General features: G+C 67.6%; 19 protein-coding genes. 9 read left to right on the forward strand and 10 right to left on the reverse strand.

Annotated features, from left to right (window positions below):
- The first annotated feature begins 231 nt into the window (after nucleotides 1–231).
- From ACQP1O_RS03535 to ACQP1O_RS03545, 3 genes are all read left to right on the forward strand, one after another.
- The gene (locus tag ACQP1O_RS03535; RefSeq protein ID WP_433564467.1) at nucleotides 232–873 is read left to right on the forward strand and encodes a YczE/YyaS/YitT family protein; all 642 of its coding nucleotides are present in this window, start codon (nucleotides 232–234) and stop codon (nucleotides 871–873) included.
- 84 nt (nucleotides 874–957) lie between these two features.
- A complete protein-coding gene (locus tag ACQP1O_RS03540) occupies nucleotides 958–1,383 on the forward strand; it encodes a DUF4260 family protein (RefSeq protein WP_433564468.1) in 426 nt (141 codons plus the stop codon).
- On the forward strand, nucleotides 1,376–1,897 hold the full coding sequence (locus tag ACQP1O_RS03545) for a TetR/AcrR family transcriptional regulator (protein WP_433564469.1): 522 nt from the start codon (nucleotides 1,376–1,378) through the stop codon (nucleotides 1,895–1,897). Before ACQP1O_RS03540 ends, ACQP1O_RS03545 begins: the two co-directional genes overlap by 8 nt.
- Nucleotides 1,898–1,920: 23 nt before the next feature.
- Here ACQP1O_RS03545 and ACQP1O_RS03550 read toward each other — a convergent pair whose 3' ends face one another.
- Nucleotides 1,921–3,072 (reverse strand): lipase family protein, encoded by a 1,152-nt coding sequence (locus tag ACQP1O_RS03550; RefSeq protein ID WP_433564470.1) that lies wholly within the window; start codon nucleotides 3,070–3,072, stop codon nucleotides 1,921–1,923.
- A gap of 379 nt (nucleotides 3,073–3,451) precedes the next feature.
- On the opposite strand from ACQP1O_RS03550, the gene ACQP1O_RS03555 reads away from it, so the two are divergent.
- Nucleotides 3,452–3,832 (forward strand): hemophore-related protein, encoded by a 381-nt coding sequence (locus ACQP1O_RS03555; protein WP_433564471.1) that lies wholly within the window; start codon nucleotides 3,452–3,454, stop codon nucleotides 3,830–3,832.
- Between the two features lie 212 nt (nucleotides 3,833–4,044).
- On the opposite strand, the gene ACQP1O_RS03560 is transcribed toward ACQP1O_RS03555, so the two are convergent.
- Nucleotides 4,045–5,499, reverse strand: a complete 1,455-nt coding sequence (locus ACQP1O_RS03560) for a flavin-containing monooxygenase (RefSeq protein WP_433564472.1) — start codon at nucleotides 5,497–5,499, stop codon at nucleotides 4,045–4,047.
- Nucleotides 5,500–5,594: 95 nt separating this feature from the next.
- Between ACQP1O_RS03560 and ACQP1O_RS03565 the strand changes: the two genes are divergently transcribed.
- The gene (locus ACQP1O_RS03565; protein ID WP_433564473.1) at nucleotides 5,595–6,662 is read left to right on the forward strand and encodes an AraC family transcriptional regulator; all 1,068 of its coding nucleotides are present in this window, start codon (nucleotides 5,595–5,597) and stop codon (nucleotides 6,660–6,662) included.
- Here the strand turns inward: ACQP1O_RS03565 and ACQP1O_RS03570 are convergent.
- The 4 genes from ACQP1O_RS03570 to ACQP1O_RS03585 form a co-directional block, all read right to left on the reverse strand.
- Nucleotides 6,643–7,422, reverse strand: coding sequence for a metallophosphoesterase (locus tag ACQP1O_RS03570; RefSeq protein WP_433564474.1), 780 nt, complete (start codon nucleotides 7,420–7,422; stop codon nucleotides 6,643–6,645). The two genes, ACQP1O_RS03565 and ACQP1O_RS03570, sit on opposite strands and share 20 nt — an antisense overlap.
- Nucleotides 7,423–7,557: 135 nt before the next feature.
- A complete protein-coding gene (locus ACQP1O_RS03575; protein WP_433564475.1) occupies nucleotides 7,558–8,346 on the reverse strand; it encodes an RluA family pseudouridine synthase in 789 nt (262 codons plus the stop codon).
- A gap of 46 nt (nucleotides 8,347–8,392) precedes the next feature.
- Nucleotides 8,393–9,751: a WS/DGAT/MGAT family O-acyltransferase gene (locus tag ACQP1O_RS03580; protein ID WP_433564476.1), complete on the reverse strand. Its 1,359-nt coding sequence runs from the start codon at nucleotides 9,749–9,751 to the stop codon at nucleotides 8,393–8,395.
- A 159-nt stretch (nucleotides 9,752–9,910) separates the two neighbouring features.
- Complete coding sequence (locus ACQP1O_RS03585) at nucleotides 9,911–10,636, reverse strand: HalD/BesD family halogenase (protein WP_433564477.1); 726 nt, start codon at nucleotides 10,634–10,636, stop codon at nucleotides 9,911–9,913.
- 224 nt (nucleotides 10,637–10,860) lie between these two features.
- Between ACQP1O_RS03585 and ACQP1O_RS03590 the strand changes: the two genes are divergently transcribed.
- Nucleotides 10,861–11,724 (forward strand): LLM class flavin-dependent oxidoreductase, encoded by an 864-nt coding sequence (locus tag ACQP1O_RS03590; protein WP_433564478.1) that lies wholly within the window; start codon nucleotides 10,861–10,863, stop codon nucleotides 11,722–11,724.
- 12 nt (nucleotides 11,725–11,736) lie between these two features.
- Here ACQP1O_RS03590 and ACQP1O_RS03595 read toward each other — a convergent pair whose 3' ends face one another.
- Nucleotides 11,737–12,141, reverse strand: a complete 405-nt coding sequence (locus ACQP1O_RS03595; RefSeq protein ID WP_433564479.1) for a hypothetical protein — start codon at nucleotides 12,139–12,141, stop codon at nucleotides 11,737–11,739.
- A gap of 251 nt (nucleotides 12,142–12,392) precedes the next feature.
- Between ACQP1O_RS03595 and ctaD the strand changes: the two genes are divergently transcribed.
- Both ctaD and ACQP1O_RS03605 read left to right on the forward strand, forming a co-directional pair.
- Nucleotides 12,393–14,129, forward strand: coding sequence for an aa3-type cytochrome oxidase subunit I (gene ctaD, locus ACQP1O_RS03600; protein WP_433564480.1), 1,737 nt, complete (start codon nucleotides 12,393–12,395; stop codon nucleotides 14,127–14,129).
- 184 nt (nucleotides 14,130–14,313) lie between these two features.
- Entirely contained in the window at nucleotides 14,314–15,213 is a 900-nt protein-coding gene (locus ACQP1O_RS03605; protein WP_433564481.1) for a quinone oxidoreductase family protein, read from the forward strand.
- Nucleotides 15,214–15,249: 36 nt separating this feature from the next.
- Here ACQP1O_RS03605 and ACQP1O_RS03610 read toward each other — a convergent pair whose 3' ends face one another.
- On the reverse strand, nucleotides 15,250–15,738 hold the full coding sequence (locus ACQP1O_RS03610; protein ID WP_433564482.1) for a MarR family winged helix-turn-helix transcriptional regulator: 489 nt from the start codon (nucleotides 15,736–15,738) through the stop codon (nucleotides 15,250–15,252).
- 211 nt (nucleotides 15,739–15,949) lie between these two features.
- On the opposite strand from ACQP1O_RS03610, the gene ACQP1O_RS03615 reads away from it, so the two are divergent.
- Nucleotides 15,950–17,383, forward strand: a complete 1,434-nt coding sequence (locus tag ACQP1O_RS03615; RefSeq protein ID WP_433564483.1) for an AMP-binding protein — start codon at nucleotides 15,950–15,952, stop codon at nucleotides 17,381–17,383.
- Between the two features lie 49 nt (nucleotides 17,384–17,432).
- On the opposite strand, the gene ACQP1O_RS03620 is transcribed toward ACQP1O_RS03615, so the two are convergent.
- On the reverse strand, nucleotides 17,433–18,194 hold the full coding sequence (locus ACQP1O_RS03620; RefSeq protein WP_433564484.1) for an SDR family oxidoreductase: 762 nt from the start codon (nucleotides 18,192–18,194) through the stop codon (nucleotides 17,433–17,435).
- Between the two features lie 213 nt (nucleotides 18,195–18,407).
- Nucleotides 18,408–20,000, reverse strand: a complete 1,593-nt coding sequence (locus ACQP1O_RS03625; RefSeq protein ID WP_433564485.1) for a serine/threonine-protein kinase — start codon at nucleotides 19,998–20,000, stop codon at nucleotides 18,408–18,410.
- Between the last annotated feature and the right edge of the window lie 58 nt (nucleotides 20,001–20,058).

The following is a 20,058-nucleotide window of genomic DNA, read 5'->3' on the forward strand; positions in this document are numbered from 1 at the left end:
GAATCATCCGACGCTCCAGACATCACGGACCCGCTGTTCGCGCCGACAAGAATTCCGGCGCATCGGAGAATCAAAATTACGTCGGTCCGGTCCTCGCGGTCAACGGCGTCTCCGCGCGTCGTAACTACGGCGTTGCGCGGTTTCTTGTACGAAAAGATATATCCACCTTGATATCCAGATCTTTGCGACTGGCTCTACCGGTTGCATGCCAGTTGCCGCCATGCTCGGTCAATGTTGTTGCGCCGCCTCATTGCCCTGTATGTCGGACTCTGGTTGTACGGGTTCTCCATGGCCGTGATGATCCGCGCCGCGCTCGGCCTGGATCCATGGGATGTGTTCCATCAGGGCGTGGCCGATCAGGTGCCGCTGAGTTTCGGTACGGTCGTGGCGATTATGGGCGCGGCGGTACTGCTGGCCTGGATTCCCCTGCGGCAATGGCCGGGTCTGGGCACGGTCAGCAATGTCGTGGTCATCGGCGTCTCGGTGGACGCGGGGCTGTGGTTGCTGCCGGAGTTGCACGCATTGCCGATCCGGATCGCGGCCATGGGAGCGGCGGTGGTGCTCAATGCGATTGCGACGGTGCTCTATATCGGCGCGGGCATGGGGCCGGGTCCGCGCGATGGCCTGATGACTGGCCTGGTTCGGCGCACGGGCAAGCCGGTGTGGGTCATCCGGACAGGGCTGGAGGCGACGGTGTTGTCCGTCGGTTGGATCCTCGGCGGCAGTGTCGGAGTGGGCACGGTCGTGTACGCGTTCGCCATCGGACCGCTGATCCAGCTGATGATCCCGTTCGTGGACCGGTTCCTGCCGGGCTTCCATCCCGCGGAATCGGCTGGTTCGCCCGCCCCGGAGGCTGAGCCGATGGCCGCCTGAACCTCCGGGGTTGACTGGCTAACGACGTTAGCCTAACGTGGTGGCTAACAACGTTAGCTCCAGTTAGAAGCCTCGGAGGGTCCGATGACCATCATCGCCGCCAACCTGCCGGCCACCACCGATCACCGCGTCCCGGCCCTCGTCCGCAAGGCCGGATGGATCACCTGGACCGTCTTCCTCGCCGCCTTCGCCATCCTCGAGGGCGTCAATCACGGCACCGGCTCCTGGCTGGCCCTGACGGCCGGCCTCATCGCCCCCGACCTCACCTTCTTCGCCGCGATCGGCACGATAGACCCTGTGCAGCAGGGCCAATTGCCTCGCCGGGCCGTCCCGTTCTACAACACCGCCCACCGCACCTGGATCCCCCTGACCCTGGCCGTCGCGTACGCCTTTGCCCCCCTCCAGATCCCGGCCCTGTTCACCTTCCTCCTGGCCTGGATGCTGCACATCGGCATCGATCGCAGCGCCGGCTACGGCCTCCGCACGGCGGACGGATTCCTCCGTGCCTGACCGGACCGGACCACTCACCGAGCGGCAGCGGCAGATCGCCGCCGCCGCTCGCACCCTCCTGGACACCCGGGGCCCCGAGGCCTTGACCATGCGAAACGTGGCCGAGGCCTTGGGCATCAAAGCCCCCTCCCTCTACAAACACGTCCCCGACAAGACCGCCCTCGAAACCCTGGTGGTGGCCCAGGCTTTCACCGAGGTGGCGCAGGCCCTGGAAACCGCCTCCACACGGGGCCTCCCGGGCGTGGCCAAGGCATACCGCGACTACGCCCTGGCCCACCCGCACGTATACCGCCTCATGAACTACCGTCCACTCCGCCGCGACCTACTCCCGCCCGATCTGGAAGAACGCACGGCACAACCACTCGTCACGGCGGTCGGCGGCGACCCGGCCCGAGCCCGCGCCCTCTGGGCCTTCGCCCACGGCATGGTGAGCCTCGAAATCGACGGCCGCTTTCCCAGCGACGCCGACCTCGAGGCCGCCTGGCAATCCGGCCTCGCCGCCTTCGGCGGGTAGCGGCCGATCTCGCAGTGAGCGCCTCAGCGCACGCTGCAGCCGGAGGGCATCGGTTTGCCGGCGAAGCGGTCGGACAGGAAGTTCAAGGCTCCCAGGGATTCCACGACCGCTGCGGGGTTGTGGCCGGGTATCTGTGAGTGGATGGCGGTCAGGTTTGCGCCGAGGGAGCAGTAGCGGTCGACGAGGGCGCTGAAGCCTCCCACCGGGATCACGTCGTCGGCATTGCTGTGGTAGAGGTACAGCGGGGTATCGGGGGCCTGGGCGCCCAGTTCCTGACGGCTGGCGGCGGCCTTGAACGCTTGGCTGCCGATGAGATTCGGTGCGGTCGAGTATTCGTCGAGGTGCCGCATGGCGTGGTGGACAACCAGATCGCCGGCGCACGAGCCGGCCTCCCGGGCCAGCAGCGTGCGGCCGTTGTCATTGAGTGTCTTGGCCAGCCCGGTGCCGAAATCGTTGCGCGCCAGGGCGATCAGGATGAGCACGGCGAGCCCGGCCTGGAAGCCGCCGTCCACCCCGCGCATCATGGAGGGGATGTCCACGGGCACGCCGCCGGAGGTCACGCCCGCGAACCGGAGTTCGGGTGCGTAGCTCGACCGCAGCTGCATGGCCCACAGGGTGGCGAAGGCGCCGCCCGAATAGCCCCACGCGCCGAGCGCGCTGTTCGCGGTAATACCCAGCGGGGCAAAGGATTTGGCGGCACGCACGCTGTCCAGCACGGCCCGGCCGGAATTGACGCCGTCGAAGAAACGGGACTGCGGGCCCTGGTAGTCGGATACCACCACCGCCCAGCCGCGCCACAGCGCCTGAGCCAGGAACGGGACATCCAGCAGCGTGGTGATGATGGAGAAGCCGCGTCCGCCGCGCAGCGCGAACGATGGCGCGCACCGCGTTCCGAGACTGTCCTCGGCGACCTGGAACGCCAGCAGCGGGCGGTCACCCGGCCCGTTCCACGGGGTATTGGGCTTCAACACCGTGGCCATATCGGCGGCGGCCTCGCCGCTGGAGCCGGTGGTTCGGTATTGGACCTGCCAGGCCGTTACCGGCAGCGACTGCCCGAACACCGAGATCGGCCGGGAGTTGAGAACCGACCCGTTCGCGAATTGTCCCAGGTCGGCGGGCGCCGCGTAGAACGGATCGTTGTCGGGGAAGGGGATATCGGCGCGGGCGCTGGGCACCGCGATTGCCGTCGTCAGCAGTGTGACTGCGCCGATGAGTCCGGCGCGCCACCAGTATCGGATTGTTTTCGATAGCTTGGTCGATCTCTTCGTGCGTTTCCCGAACCGTGCGGCATCGAGCTTCAAAACGCCTCCAGTGTGTATCGGCCGACGCTCCAGATACCACGGACCACTGCTTGCGCCGGTAAGAATTCCGGCGCATCGGAGAACAAACTAGGTGGCCTGGTACGCGCGGTCAACGATGACTCGCGCACGGCGACAAAGGTGTTGTGCGGAGTCCAGCTCTCCGGCCCCCGATGCCCTCGGCTACCCTTCGGTCCGGCCGGCCGAGGGCCGGTTGTCATCCGCAGATCCAGCTACTACGAAAGGTTGGTCTCACATGAGGTTGATCAGTGCGCGGTACGCAGGCGTGATTGCAGTGACGATTGCCGGATTCGCCGCCGGTGCGGCACTGTCCGGTGCCGGAGTGGCGGGGGCCGATCCGATGAGCGATCTCGAACCGCTGTTGAGCTCGAGTTGCTCGTTCGATCAGATCGACGCCGCCTTCCACCAGGTGGAGCCCCAGATCGCGGCGCAGCTCGATGCCGCACCGGCGCGCAAGGCCGCGTTCCGGATGGCCTACGACCAGCCGGCCTGGCAGCGGCGCCTCGCCTTCGAGGCCCTGCTCGCCGAACAGCAGCAGATGGGCGCGCCCACCGACATCAACTCGGATTTCGGTCCGCACCTGCGCCAGGTCACCGACAGCTGCCACCAGTACTGACCAACGGGGTTGCCCTTCTGATTCTCATTGAGCATCTGATTCTCATTGAGCGGTGAAGCCGAGGAATCGGGAAGGTTCGATGCTGGTGGCAGACGGCCCAAGCGGATCGCCCGCCGTCTGCTGCCGGCACCGTGTTTCCTCGCATGGTTGAGATGACTTGGTGGGCAAGGGATTTCGCGTCCAGGCCGACTCAGGCCAACCCGTTTTGCTGATCAGCCTCGGATCGGGGTGAAGGTGTAATCGGGGAGGCGGAGGGAGCGGGTGCGGCGGCGGTAGCTGCGGGTGGTGCCGGGCCAGTTGTTGGTGATGCGGCCGGAGGGTGTCCGATACCAGCTGGTGCAGAAGTTCCACGGGGTGCGGGCCAGGCGCTGCTGAAGGGCGTCGTTGAAGGCCAGCTCGGCTTCGGGGCGGACTTCCAGACAGGTGCGCGGTCGTTCGGCGAGGAGTTGCAGGGCGTGGCGGATGTAGTGGGCCTGGGATTCGATCATGTAGATGACGGATCCGGCGGCGAGATTGGTGTTGGGGCCGTAGACCATGAACATATTGGGGAATTCGGGGACCGTGATGCCCAGGTAGGCGTGGGCGCCGCCGTCCCACACGTCGCTCAGGTTGCGGCCGCCGCGGCCCCGGATCTTCATGGGCCACAGGAATTCCGTGCCCTTGAAGCCGGTGCCGTAGATGATGACGTCGGCCTCGTACAGCACGCCGTCGGCGGTGCGGACGCCCTCGGGGACGATCTCGCTGATGGCGGTGGTCTCCACGTGCACATTGGGCTGGGTGAGGGCCGGGAAGTAGTCGTTGGAGAACAGTCCGCGCTTGCAGCCGATGGGGTAGTCGGGGGTGAGCTTGGCGCGCAGCTCCGGATCCTCGACCTTCACCTCCAGATGCTTCTCCGCGATCCGCGCGACCGCGCGCACGATGCCGGGGAACTCGACCAGCCCCAGCGATATGAACTCGCCGATCAGCCACCACGAAAGGCGCTCGGCCCTCGGCATTCCCGGAATCGAGATGAGGATCCGCTGATGCACCGGCTTGTAGTCGGTGTCGAACTTGGGCAGCACCCAGGCAGCGGAGCGCTGGAACACCGTCAGCTGAGCGGCCTGCGGCTGGATCTCGGGAATGTACTGGATCGCGCTGGCCCCGGTCCCGATGCAGGCCACCCGCTTGCCGGCCAGTTCGACCCCGTGATCCCACTGCGCCGAATGGAACGATTCCCCGCTGAAGAGTCCGATGCCAGGAATCGGCGGCATGGCCGGGCGCGACAGCTGCCCCGCGGCCGGGATGAGCACATCCGTGGTGCGCGTCACCCCATCGGCGGTGCGCACCGTCCACTGCCCGGTCGTCTCGTCGAAGTCCGCCTCGGTGACCTCGGCCCCGAACACGATGTGGTCCAGCAGCCGATGCCGCTCGGCGATCCCGTGCATGTACGCCCAGATGTCCTCGCGTGTCGAATACCGCTGCCGCCACTTCGGTTTGGGCTCGTGCGCGAACGAGTACAGCGGTGACGGCACATCGCAGGCCACCCCGGGGTAGGTGTTCTCCCGCCACACCCCGCCCAGATCGGCCGCCTTCTCCAGGATGGTGAACTCGCGGAAGCCATTGCGCTGCAACTCGATCGCCATGCCGAGCCCGCCGAATCCGGCGCCGATGATGATGATGGACGGCATTGTGGTGCTCCTCACATCGAAGACTCTTCTCACTGTAGGAGCGAGCGTTCGATTTGGTGGGCGACCGGATCGAGAATTTCGGCCATAATCAGGCTATGGGCACGGTGCAGGAGGCGGGGATTCGCGACTGGAATTTCCCGCGCGGCGTGGCGAGTGTCGCCCTCATGGTCGGATTCGCGCGCGAGCACGGGGTCCCGCCGGCCCGCATGCTGCAGGGCAGCGGGTTGAACGAGAAGCAACTGGCCAATCCGGACGAGCAGATCGACGCGCACACCGAACTGGCGGTGATCCGGAACCTGGTGCGTGAACTGGGCGCCCGCCCCGATCTCGGGCTGGAGGTGGGCCGGCGGTACCGCATCACCACCTTCGGTATCTTCGGCTTCGCCTGCGTCAGCAGTCCCACTCTCGGTGAGGCCATCTCCCTCGCCCTGCGCTACCTGGAGCTCAGCTTCACCTTCTGCATTCCGGCGGCCCGCTGGCGGCCGGGCGAATTCGTGGCCCGCATCCATGACGAGCGGGTGCCCGCCGACGTCCGCCGCTTCCTGGTGGAACGCGACGTCACCGCCATGTTCCAGATGCTGTCGGACCTGATGGGTCACCGCGTCGAACTGCTGCGCGCCGATTTCGATTTCGAGCCGCCGCCCGACCTCCGCCTCTACACCGAAATCTATGGTCTGACACCGAATTTCGAGGCCGAGCACAATCTGTTCACCATGGATCCGGCGATCCTGGAGCAGCCGCTGCCGCAGGCCAACGAGCACACCTGGGCCATGTGCCTGGCGCAGTGCACCGAACTGGTCTCCCGCCGCCGCGCCCGCACCGGCATCGCCGCCGAGGTGCGGGAGCTGCTGGTGCCGCGCGGCGGCCTGGACGGCTTCGCGGTGCCGCCCGGAATCGATTCGGTGGCAAGGGATCTCAATATGAGCACCCGCACCCTGCGCCGCCACCTGGACACGGCGGGCACCAGCTACCGGCAACTGCTGGACGAGGTGCGGCGCGCACTGGCAGAGGAAATGCTCACGGCCACACCGCTGTCGGTGAGCGATGTGGCGATCCGGCTCGGCTACGCGGAGGCATCCACCTTCATTCACGCCTTCAAACGCTGGACCGGCACCACGCCCTCGGCCTACCGGCGTGGCGCGCTCACTCCGTCGGTTCGCTGAGCCAGCCGCCCATGGCGATGGGCCGGAACATCGACAGCAGCCGGCCGTCGGTAATGGAGTGGAAGATCATCGACGGGTCGGGCGCGAAATCGATCGGCACGTGTCCCGGTGCGGCCGTTTCCCATTCGCAGCCGATGGTGGAGGAGACGCTGGGCGCCACGATCAGCGGCTTGCCCGCGAACTGGGTCATGAGCCCGGCGTGCACGTGGCCGGTGAGGACGGCGGTGATGCGGTCGTCGCCCGCCACGATCTCGGCCAGGCGCTCCGGATTGGTGAGCCGGATGGGATCCACGACGGTGGACTGCACCGGCACCGGCGGATGGTGCATGGCCACCAGCACAACGTCATCGTCCGGGGCGGCCGCCAGCAACTCGGTGAGGAAGTCGTAGGTCTCGTCCTCGAGCATGCCCTCCGGTTTGCCGGGGATGCTGGAGTCCAGCAGGGCCAGGGTCACGCCGTCGACCCGGTAGGACTGGTTGATCGGTCCGGTGCCCGAGGTGGCGGGGAAGAGCACGCTGCGCATATTGGCGCGGTCGTCGTGATTGCCGGGCAGGATCAGCACGGGCAGATCGGCGGTCAGGGCCGCGCGCGCCTGCTGGTACTCCTCCACATCGCCCTCGTCGGCGATGTCCCCGGTGACGATGATGACGTCGGGTCGCTGCGGCAGCTCGGCGAGAAAGGCCATCACCCGTTCGGCGCGTTCGACATTGCGGGCGCCCATATTGAAATGGGTGTCACTGAGCTGAGCCAGCAGAACCATCGGCGTTCGCTTTCTGTGAAGGGCAGCATCATTGCGCCCGGCTGTGCCGCCGCACCGCGGTCACCCCATTCAGGCTAATTGACCTGCCCTGATGCGGTCTCGGTGAGACCCGCCACCCAATATAGCGAAGTCGCATCAATAACCGGTCGATGTGGTGCGCGTCATGAGTTCGCTTGCGCTGCTCAACAGTTGCCGCGGATCGGTGGTGACCGGGGTGTCGCCGATCCGCCAGAAGTCGGCGCCGGGCTCGGCCTCCAGTTCGAGTGTGCCGGTGGGACGCCACGCCGCGTCCAGGGTCAAACGCCACGAATGCAGATGCGTGCGGGGAAATACGCCGGACCGGTCGAACAGCGGGTCGCCGACGATGGGGTGACCGATCCAGGCCAGGTGCACGCGAATTTGATGCCGCCGCCCGGTGATCGGGCGCAGTGCCAGCACGGTGTGGGAATCGGTGCGGGCCAGGGTGATGAATTCGGTGACCGACGGATAGCTCTTGCCCGCCGCCACCTCCTGCTCGTCGACCAGCCAGGTGTCGCCCGCGCGGTGAATGCTCTCGCGGGGCGCGGCGATTCGCACCCGGTTCTTGCGGCCCACGCTCAGCGGCAGGTCGATGACGCCGCGGTCGGGCAGGCCCGTGGAGGCGGTGACGGCCAGGTACGCCTTCTCCGCGGTGCGCTTGTTGAACTGCCGGGTGAGCTGCCCGTGCGCGGGCAGCTCCTTGGCCAGCAGGACGAGACCCGAGGTGACCTTGTCGATCCGGTGCACCGGATACAGCGTCTCGCCCTGCGCCGCGGCCATTTCCACGATGTCGGTGTCGTGGCGTTCGCCCGTCACCGAGATCCCGGCCGGCTTGTTCAGGGCCAGGACCGCCTCGTCCTCGAGGATCAGGCACTCGGTGCGCAGTTCGGGCCACGATGTTTCCACGCGGACCAGCGTAATGAGGCTCTGCGCGGCCCCTTGCCACGAGGCGTCAGGCGACTGCTCGCTCCAGCTCGGCCAGGCCGTTCTCCAGGTGGTCGGTCATGCGATCGAGATCCGGCACGGTGCGGCGGCAGCCGACCAGGCCGAAATCCAGATTGTCGCCATTGGTGGTCAGCGTGATGTTCATGGCCTGCGATTCGAACGGAATCGACAGCGGGTAATTGGCGTCCAGACGCGCACCTTGCATATAGACCGGTTTGCGCGGCCCGGGCACATTCGAGATCACCAGGTTGAACGGCATGCGCGGCAGTGCTTCGAAGCCCGGTAGTAGCGACACCCCGAACGGCGTCATCAGCGCGGCCGACAGCAGCATGGCCTCCAGCTTCGGCAATTGCGTGAACACCCGTTTGGCGTCGCGCATGGAGGTACTGATGGTTTCCAGCCGGACCGCCGGATCCTCGATGTGGGTGCCGAGGTTGGCCAGGCAGGCCGCCACCAGATTGCCCTCGGAGGTATCGGATTCGGCGGAGCTGCGAATGTTGACCGGCACCATGGCGATCAGCGGCTCGTCCGGCAGTGCGTCACGCTCGAGCAGATAGGCGCGCAGTGCGGCAGCGCTCATGGCCAGCACGATGTCGTTGACGGTGGCCCCGGTGGCCAGCCGGACCGCATTGATCCGCTCCAGCGGCCAGGACCGCACCGTGATGCGCCGGGCCCCGCCGATGGAGGTGTTGAACATGGTGCGCGGGGCGGTCATGGGCAGCGTGAGCCGTCCGTCGATGGCGCCCCGCAACGGCGCGGCGATCGATCCGGTGGCGCGCAGGATCCTCGGCACCGCCCGGCGCAACTGCGTCCAGGGGCTTTCGGGTTCGGCGCCGTCGTCGCGCGGCACCGGCGCCGTGCCCCACGGGACGGTGAGCCGGCTGTCGAACGGGTCGTCGGTGAGGGTGCGCTGCAGCAATCGCATCGCCGAGACGCCGTCGATGAGGGCGTGGTGCATCTTCATGTAGACCGCGAAGCGGCCATCGGACAGGCCCTCGATGAGCCGGGCCTCCCACAGCGGGCGGTGCCGGTCCAGCAGGATGCCGTGCAGGCGCTCGGTGAGGTCCAGCAGATCACCCATGCCGCCGGGCGCGGGCAGCGCGGAACGCCGCAGGTGGTAACCCAGATCCACGGTCTCGGCATGGGACCAGGCGAGGCTCGAGAAGCCGCCCAGCAGCCGACTCGGTTTGCGCCGGAATCGGGTGCGGACTTCGGTTTTCGCCGCCATCGCCGCGAAGAGCTCATGGGTGAAGTCGGGGCCCGCGTCGGCGGGCGGTTCGAACAGCTGCAAGCCACCCACGTGCATGGGATGCTCGCGGGATTCGATGGCCAGGAAGATCGCGTCGAGCGGGTTCAGAAGGTCCATGGGAGCCGCCTTGGCCGGGTGGGGCACAACTGCCCGGAGCGGATACGGTGCGGCGACGCTGCCCCCCGCTGCGTTATCGGTTAATCAGGCTATCACTCTATATGATTCAGCCCACGTCGACCTGTTGGCGCAAACTCCCAGCTCTGCGCGGCGTGTCTGCTATCGGGGCGCGAGTTCGGCCGCCCGCCACGGGACTTCCCGCTCGGTGTCGGTCCGCGACGCGAAAGTCATCGTGACGATGGTGCGGCGGCCGTGCGCGAAGGGGTGCACGCGGTGCAGGGTGGTGTCGGTGCGCATCAGGTAGAGGTCGCCGGGCTGTATCTCCCACGAGTGGATCGGATTGCGGGTCAGGGTCCGGTAGATGTCGGCGTGATCCCAGTCGCGGCGGGTGTGCGCGACCGTCTGCACGAAGCCGCCGTCCGCCAGCGGCGGGCACTCCACCACCAGGACGAGGGCGAAAGCGTACTCGTCCCAATGCCATTGGTCGGCCGAGTCGTCGTGGTGCAGGCGGCTCACGCGGTAGCGTTCGGCCTCGGGGCGGGCCAGGACCGGTTCGGCGGCGACCACGGAAAGGCTGTGCCGCAAGGGTTCACAGTCGTAGAGCCGCGGGATGCAGGAGGCGTGGGCGGCCACCTCCTGCTCGGTCAGGTCGACCTGCTGCCGGGCCAGGCCCTCGCCCTCGGGCAGCAGGTCGCCCCACTGTTTGTGATGATCGAGCAGGGTCAGCGCCTCGGCCGCGAGGGCCCGTTTGACCCGGTGCGGGAGCAGAAATCCCAGCCGTGCGATTCCGGTCTCCGCCAACCGGTTCCGCGCGTGGTGCAACGCCGAGGGATCCACTCCCCTCAGGTGCCGTAGGGCGATGTCCACCGTGCTGTGAGCCGGCATCGCGCACGTCCTTTCACCCGGCCGTCTCGCGAGCGGCCCACTGCCGAAAAGACCGGGTCGTGACCCGGGCGACCCGGTCTCAATTGTATTCCCTTGCCCGGCAACGACTATGGAATCGGGTTGCCAGTTGATCACGATCCGGAACGGCTGCCGCCGCTCGGACGCGCCGAATCCGCGCGATTTCGCCCGGGCGCCCCCGACGGCGCGGTAGCTTGATATTCGCTATGGCGGATTACGGGCATGAGCTCCGGTTCGGGATCTTCGTGCCGCCCGAGGCGGCGCGCGGGCGTCTGCTGCTGCGCCTGGTGCGTCACGCCGACGAGTCCGGGCTGGAAGTGCTGGCGGTGCAGGATCATCCGTATCAGCCCGCCTTCCTGGACACCTGGACCCTGCTGTCCTATCTGGCCGGCGTCACCCGCAACCTCACCCTCATGCCCGCGGTCGCGAACCTCCCGCTGCGCCCGCCCGCGGTGCTGGCCCGCAGCGCCGCCAGCCTGGACCTGCTCAGCGGCGGCCGGGTCGAGCTGGGCCTGGGTGCCGGCGCGTTCTGGGACGCCATCGAGGCCATGGGCGGCACCCGCCGCAGTCCCGGCCAGGCCCTGGCCGCGCTGCGCGAGGCCATCGCGGTCGTTCGCGCGCTGTGGGGTGAGGGTGAACGCTCGCAGCTGGCCGGGGAGTTCTATTCGCTGCGCGGTGCGAAACCCGGTCCGCGCCCGGTCCATCCGATCGGCATCTGGCTCGGCGTCTACGGTCCCCGTGCCCTGCGCCTGACCGGTGAACTGGCCGACGGCTGGCTCGGCAGCTTCGGCTACGCCCCGCCTGCCACCCTGGCCGCCATGATGACCGCCATCGACGCCGCCGCCCGCGGGGCGGGTCGCGTCCCGGCTCTGATCCGCCGCGCCTACATCATCGACCCCACCATGACACCCGGCCAGCTCACGGAAGTGGCCCTGGCCCACGGCATCAGCGAATTCCTGCTCCCCGTCGACCCCGGCGGCGACCGCGCCACGCACCATTTCGCCACCGAGACCGTCCCCGCGGTCCGGGCCGCGGTCGCATCGGCCCGCGCCGGTCACCCGGTTGTCTAGCCCCGAAGACAGCTATCTGGCCCCGAAGAATCGGTTGTGCATGATCTGGCGGATGGGGGAGAGCAGTCCGTCGAAGGTCACCCGGTCCGAGCGGACGGTGTGCAGGCTGGCGTCGCCGCGCTTGGGGTCCTCGCAGATGACGCGCAGTTTCTTGGCGTTGCTGTGCACCGCACCGAGCGTGAGGGTGACGGTGCCGTCGGCGCCGACGATGCCCCACGGACCGCTGATATCGGACGCCGCGATCTGGCACTTGTTGTCCGGCTTCTCGCCGGTGACCCGGGCGGTCACCTCGGTGCGGCCCTGGATCACTGCCTTGGGTTCGCCATGGGCATTGGTGGCGGCACCCACGGCGAGCACGGTGCCGAGGCTGCCGACCACGGCGACGGTGAGAACGCGGGTGCGCAGTGATCGAGACATAGCACCGATATTGGACCCTGCCTCGTGAGTATTTCGTGATGGCGCGGGATGAACTGCCAATGAACAACGCACCAAACCTGTTCGAGACCGCCATCGACGCGGAGGGTTGCTCTGCAGTATCTTGCATTCCAATCGCTGTTCACCCCGACCGGAGTGTTTTCGGCGAGGATCGATTTGCTGTCGGTACGCTGTGCGCCGTTCTATGTGCCCCGATTGGTAGAGCTGGACGGAACCCTCCCGAGGAGGATGTGGTGACTGCAGTTGCTCCAAAGCCCGAACAGAATCTCGAGGCGGTGCGCCCGTTTCCGCCCCGGCACAGTCCCAAGGGCTCGTTCATCCTCAAAGTGATCACCACGACCGATCCCAAGATGCTCGGCATGATGTACATGACCACGGCCATCAGCTTCTTCCTGATCGGTGGCCTGATGGCGCTGCTCATGCGCGCCGAGCTGGCCCGGCCGGGTATGCAGTTCCTCTCGACGGAGCAGTTCAACCAGCTGTTCACCATGCACGGCACGATCATGCTGCTCTTCTACGCGACCGCGATCGTGTTCGGATTCGCGAATGTGGTGCTGCCGCTGCAGATCGGCGCGCCCGACGTGGCGTTCCCGCGCCTGAACGCGCTCAGTTACTGGCTGTACCTGTTCGGCGCGAGCATGGCGACCGCCGGCTTCCTCACCCCCGGCGGTGCGGCCGACTTCGGCTGGACCGCCTATACGCCGCTGTCGGACATCACGCACGCCCCGGGCGTGGGCGGCGACCTGTGGATTCTGGGTCTGGCCGTTTCCGGCCTGGGCACCATCCTCGGTGGCGTCAATATGATCACCACCGTGGTCTGCCTGCGCTGCCCTGGCATGACGCTGTTCCGGATGCCGGTGTTCGTCTGGACCATTCTGGTGACGAGTTTCCTTATCCTGGTGGCCTTCCCGATCCTGACCGCCGCCCTGTTCGCGCTGGCCTTCGACCGCCACCTGGGCGGGCACATCTACGATCCGTCGAACGGCGGCAGTATTCTCTTCCAGCATTTGTTCTGGTACTTCGGGCATCCCGAGGTGTACATCATCGCGCTGCCGTTCTTCGGCATCATCTCCGAAGTCATTCCTGTGTTCTCGCGCAAGCCGATCTTCGGTTACACCACCCTGGTCTACGCGACCTTCGCCATCGCGGCGCTGTCGATCGCGGTGTGGGCGCACCACATGTACGCGACGGGTGCGGTGCTGCTGCCGTACTTCTCGTTCATGACCTTCCTCATCGCGGTGCCGACCGGTGTGAAGTTCTTCAACTGGATCGGCACCATGTGGCGCGGTCAGCTCACCTTCGAGACACCCATGCTGTTCGCGCTCGGCTTCATCGTCACCTTCCTCTTCGGTGGTCTGTCCGGCGTCATCCTGGCCTCGCCGCCGCTGGACTTCCACGTGTCCGACACCTACTTCGTGGTCGCGCACTTCCACTACGTGCTCTTCGGCACCATCGCCTTCGCCACCTATGCGGGCATCTACTTCTGGTTCCCGAAGATGACCGGCCGCATGCTCGACGAGCGCCTGGGCAAGTGGCACTTCTGGACCACCTTCCTCGGCTTCCACGCCACCTTCCTGGTGCAGCACTGGCTGGGTGCGCAGGGCATGCCGCGCCGGTACGCCGACTACCTGCCCAGCGACGGATTCACCACGCTGAACACCATTTCCACCATCGGGTCCTTCATTCTGGGCGCGTCGGTGCTGCCGTTCGTGTGGAACGTTTTCAGGTCCTATCGGTACGGCGAGGTCGTGACCGTGGACGACCCGTGGGGCTACGGCAACTCGCTGGAGTGGGCGACCTCCTGCCCGCCGCCGCGGCACAACTTCTACGAGCTGCCGCGCATCCGTTCCGAGCGTCCCGCGTTCGAGCTGCACTACCCGCACATGATCGAGCGCATGCGCGCCGAGGCGCATGTGGGGTGGGGTTCCAGGCAGCACGCGGTGGAGGAGTTGGAGAAGACTCCCAGCTAGCTCGTTCCGCACGTCAGGGCGCGGCGGCCGTCTCCGGATGGCCGTCGCGCTTTTTGTGTGCTGAGCAGGGTCTTTCCACTCGGGAGAAATTTTATGTTTGACATAGAAACTGGATCGACACTAATTTTAGAACCAGCATAGAAACCCTGGCCGCAGCGTCGGGTCTCACCGAAAGGCACTGCCAGTGCGCAAGATTCAGTTCTCCGGCCGCAGCCCCGTCGTCGTCACCGCCGCCGATCTCGTGCCCGGCCCGGCCCAGTTGCTGGTGCGCACCGAGCTGGCGGGCGTCCATCTCGGGCTGGTGCGCATGCTGCAGCGGGACGGCGGCCCCGACGGCGGTGAGATCGTCGGCACGGTGGTGGCGGCCGGGCCGGACCTCGCCGACTGGGTGGGCAAGCGGGTCGGCGGCGTGGTCTTCGAGGGCGCCTACGCCGAATATGCTCTCGCCGCACCGCAATTGATGTCCGAGATCCCCGCCGGGGTGAATGCCGCCGACGCGCTCACGCTGGTGCGGGGCGGCGTCATCGCCCTGGGCCTGCTGCAGACGGCGCGGTTCGTCGCGGGGGAGTCGGTGCTGGTCACCGGCGCGGCCAGCGGCGTCGGGCATCTGGCCGTCCAGCTGGCCCGGGCGCTGGGTGCGGTGCGGGTGATCGCCGCCGTCGGCAGCCTGGACAAGGCCGAGTTCCTGCGCGGCTGTGGCGCGGACGAGGTCGTCACCTACGCGGACGCCTGGACCGAGCGGGTGGACGTCGTCCTCGATGGCGTCGGTGGCGACGTGGCTCAGCGCTGCGTCGACATCCTCGGCCCACACGGTCGTCTGATCGCCTTCAGTGCTTTCGGCGGAAGTATCGACGCGGGCAGCCTGCTCGGTGACCTGAAGACCGTCGGCGGCTTCTCGATGGGCCTGCTCAGCCGGACCCGGGCCGATCTGTTGGAGAATTGGCGTGTCGAACTGTGGAACCTGCTGGCGTGCGGGCTGATTCGTCCGCGCCACACCATCTTTCCGCTCGACGAGATGGATGCCGCACTCGAGCTCATCGAGACCCGCGGCAATCGGGGCCGGGTCGCGGTGCGCATCGCCTGAAGTCGGGGCACACCCTCTGCGCAGTCCGGCGATCCGTCAGGGGCGAGGCCAGGGCCGCCCGTCGAGGCGCTCGATATCGGTGTTGAAGCGTTCGAGATAACTCGCGAAGGCGGCGACGTCGACGGCCGACCAGTTCACCATGACGCGGTCGAGGCCATCGGTATTGGCCTGCCGCTCGGACTCCAGGGCCTGTTCGCCCGTGTCGGTGATGCGGAATTTGCGGGCGATGCCGCCGACGGGGTCGGGGATGCGGTCGACCAGTCCGGCGCGCAGCAGCGCGGCGGACTGCCGGTTGACGGTCGAGGTGTCGAGGCCGAAGGCCTCGGTGAGCTGGCCGATGGACATGGGTCCCTCGACGCTGAGGCGGCTGAGCAGGACGTAGGCGCTGCGGTCGAGGCGGGTGCCGTCGCGGCGGTAGCGGGCGGCAATGGAGTAGCGGCCGAGCAGCATGGTCTCGAATTCCACGCGGTCCGTGGCTTTTTCGGATGAGACCGGATTTCCGGACGAATCCGCGGGCTGTCCCATGCCGTCCTTTCGTTGCGAGCTGCGGAATCTGTTTATCACAGCGGGAAGAACGGTCGCCGTCCTGGCGCCGCCCGTCGCCTGATCATTCGTCCATCTGCGGCACGAATCGAATAGCGGCGGACTTGCTGCTCCGGTGCGGTACTGTCCGCAATCGGAGCGCGAAACCGCCGCGCTCCGATGCGATCCGCAGGTCTCGACTTCGGGAGGGACAATGCTTGCCGATTCCCCGGATGTTTGCGATACCGCAACGACATTCGCCGGTAGCTCCACCGACTCGCCCTACGATTGGCAACGGCAGCTACGACGGTGGAACGACACCAGCACGGCCGCCGCGCTGACGCTACCCCAGCTGCTCACCCGGGCCGCCTCCTACGATCCGGAGGCTGCTGCCGTGGTCTCCGGGACCGTCACGCTCACCTACCGCGAGCTCGCTGAGCATTCGAATGCCTTGGCGCGCAAACTGATCGATGCCGGCATCGGCCCCGAGGACGTGGTGGTGGTGGCGCTGCCGCGCTCGCCGGAATGGGTGGTGGCGGTGTGTGCGGTGGCGCACGCCGGGGCCGCGTTCCTCGCGGTCGACCCGGACGCGCCGATCACCCGCGTCAACCCGATCCTCACGGATTCGGCTGCGGTCGCGGGGATTACGGCCGCCCACCGGCGGGACCTGCTGCCCGACTTGGCCGCCGGGTACTGGCTGTTGATCGACCCGATCGAGCCCCTGGAACGGCTCGGCGCCGCTTCGTCCGCACGGGCGGGGGTGTGGTCGGCCCCGATCACCGCTCGGGTCACCGATGCGGAACGGGTACGGCCGCTGCGCCTGCAGCATCCGGCCTGTGTCGTCTATCCGCACGAACCGAGCGACATCGTGCGCGGTGCGACCCTCACCCATGCCGGGCTCGCCGATCTGGTGGTGACCCAGGCGCAACGGTGCGACTCCGATCCGGACGCGCGGGTGCTGGCCGCCGCAGTACCGGGCCGCGACGCCGCAGTGTGGGAACTGTTGCTGGCCTTGGCATCCGGTGCCACCCTGGTGCTCGCCCCGGCCGGACCCTACGCGGGCGCGGACCTGTACGAACTCATGGTGGACGCCCGGGTCACCCATGCGGTGCTCACCCCGCACATCCTGGCCACCCTGCCCGGCGCGGAACCGCTGCCGCACCTGCGGCTGCTCGCCACCGCGGGTGCGCCCTGCCCGGCCAAGCTGACCGGAATCTGGTCGGCCGGAAGGTCGTTCGTGAGCGGCTACGGCTGGGCGGAGGCGGGCCTGTGCGCCACCATGAGCCGCCCGCTGAGCCCGGTCGCGCCGCATGCCGCGGTGTCCATCGGCGGGCCGGTGGTCGGCGCCCGCTGCTATGTGCTGGACGAGGGGATGAATCGGCTGCCGCCGGGAGTGGTCGGCGAAATCTATGTGGCCGGTGCGGGATTGGCGCGCGGCTACCATCACCGGCCGGGGCTCACCGGAACCCGGCTGATCGCCGACCCGTACGGTGCGCCCGGCGATCGGATGTACCGCACCGGGGAGCTGGGCTGCTGGCGCAGTGACGGCGAGCTGGACCACCACGGCCGGCTCGGGTCGCTGCCCATCGGACAGCTCGTCGGCTACGGCACCGCCACCGTGCTGAATACGGCGGGCGCGCAGGCCTGACGGAAGCGGCTGCCGCCCGGCCGATTTCGCCGGGCGGTACCCCGTTCGCTCACGCCTGCTGGGTCGGCAGGACGACCACCTGGCGCAGGTTCACGTGCGCCGGACGGCTGGCGGTGTAGGCGATCAGATCGGCGATATCGTCCGCGCGCAGCGACTCCATGAACCCGAACATGCCGTCCAGCTCGCCGCTGAGCTCGGCATTGTCGATGTGGCTGCCGAGTTCGGTGTCGGTGAGGCCGGGCTCGATATTGGTGACGCGCACCTTGCGCGCGCCGAGTTCGGTGCGCAGCGTCGCCGACAGTTGGGTGATGGCGGCCTGGGTGGCCCCGTACACCGCGTAGCCGGGGAAGGCCACGTGCGCGCCGATCGAGGAGATATTGACAAGGTCGGCGGTGCGGCCCGCGTCCGCGGCGGCCAGCAGGTCCGGCAGGAAGGCGCGGATCATGCGCAGCCGCCCGGCCACATTGGTCTCCAGCATGCGGGTCCACTCGTCCTCGCGGCCGTCGGTGATCGGGTTGGGCAGCATGACGCCCGCCGAGTTCACCACCAGATCGACCGGGCCGAACGCGGCGTGCACCGCATCCGCCGCGGCGGTCACGCTCGCCGAGTCGGTGACGTCCACAGGCACCGCCAGCGCGGTCCCGCCCTCGGCTTCGATCTTGGCGGCCAGGGTGTCGAGCCGGTCCGCGCGCCGCGCCAGCAGCGCCACCCGGGCCCCGTTGCGGGCCAGCAGCAATGCGGTGGCCTCGCCCATGCCGCTGGCGGCTCCGGCGATGACGGCGGTGCGGCCGGACAGGTTCTCGTAGCTCATGTCGAATGCTCCTTCGCTTTCTGCGTGTGCATTCATCCTGCGAGCGCGCGCGGATGGCAACGAGGGTTGCGGTTTTCCTGGGTCTGCCGGTACCAGGATGGGTTCGTACGCTGGACCGGGACGGTCTCGAGCAGCGAACGACCGTACACGCCAGCAGAATTGGATCGGTTCGCAGCACACGCCGGATCGGGCCGTGCTCACGATCTGCGTCGGCTAGCGGATCGGCACTGTCACGCCGGGTGACGATGGCTCCCCGTGCAGGATCAGATGGCTCGGAGCGACGTCTTTCCTATCGTCGTTCTTTTTGCCCATATCGTCCTTCTTGTTGCCCGCCTTGTCGGGGAGTTCGAAGGCCAGCGGAATCGTGGTGGTGGTGCCGGGAGCGAGCTGGTAGAACTCGCCGTTGTACGGGTGAAGCCTCGCTGTGGCGGCTGCATCGGGGGCTACCGAGCGGCCGTCGACGGTGATCAGGCGCTGAGCGGCGATGGTGAACAGTTGCTGACGTCCGGATATGTTCGTGACCGTCAGTGTCACGATGGTGTAGGAGCGGTTCGCGTTCGCCGGGGCGGTGATGAGAACTCCGGAAACCACATCGCTCACGGTGAAGGCGAAACTGCCGTCGTACACAGTGTGCGCCGGGTCCGCGGGCTGACCGCCGATCGTGGACGGCAGCGGACCGGACGCTGTTGTCGCCGAAACAGAAGGCTGCGCCGGGATGCTCGTACCTGGGCCCGACCCGGTATCCAGGCCGCTGGTAAACAGCCACAGAATCACCGCAGCGATGAGCGCGATCCCGGCCGCCGCCGATATCCATCTGGGTCCCAGAGGATTTCGTCGTGGATCGGAATGTGCGGCAGGGGCAGGTGAGGATGCGTAGGACTCGTGCGTCACTGGGCGAGTCGCCGCCGGGCCGGTGGCAGTTGTGACGGGGGTCGGCGGGCTGGGGCCGGGGGCTGCCGCGTCCAGGATCGGCGGGGGCGGTCGTGCCGGTGCAGGCAGGTCCAGGGCGGCTCGCGCGGCAGCGGCGAATTCTCCCGCGCTTGCGTAGCGATTGTCCGGGTTCTTGGCCATGCCGCGGGCGATGACATCGTCGAGCGCGGTCGGGACAGCAGGGACAGCCTGCGAGGCGTGCGGTGGTTCGGACATCAGATGCGCGTGCATCTGCTGTGCCGGGGTGCCGCTGAAGGGCGGATGCCGGGTGAGGGCCTCGTAGAGTACACAGGCCAGTGAATAGATATCGGAGCGCGCGTCGAGCGTGCCGGTGAACCGCTCCGGTGCCATATATTCCAACGTGCCCACCACCAGACCGGTGGCTGTGAGTGCGGTGCTGTCGGCGGCGCGGGCGATACCGAAGTCGATCAGGTACACGAAACCGGTGGTGTGCTCGAGGATATTGCCCGGCTTGACATCCCGATGGACAAGTCCCGCCGCGTGTGCGGCATCCAGCGCCTCGGCCGCCTGGGCGATGACCTCCACGGCCCGAGCCGGAGCCATGGTGCCCGACCGCAGGCGCGCGGCCAGGTCGATGCCTTCGATGTAGGCCATCTCCAGGAACAGGTGCCCGTCGATTTCACCGAAGGCGCGAATGGGGACGATATGCGGGTGGCGCAGCTGAGCCCCCAACCGAGCCTCTCGCTCGAAGCGACGCCGATAGCCCTGATCTGCCGAGTTCGCGGCAGACAGCACCTTCACGGCTACGGTGCTGCCGGTACGGTCGCGCGCCAGCCATACCTCGCCCATGCCGCCACTCCCCAGCAAGCGTTCGAGACGATAGGTCCCGAACGAGCCGCCGTGCTGCCCGGACATGCTCCGACCGTACCCCCGGAACAGACCGCTGCACGACCGCGACGGCGCTGGGTTCATA

It is taken from the genome of Nocardia sp. CA-151230 (assembly GCF_050942175.1).
Lineage (GTDB): Bacteria > Actinomycetota > Actinomycetes > Mycobacteriales > Mycobacteriaceae > Nocardia.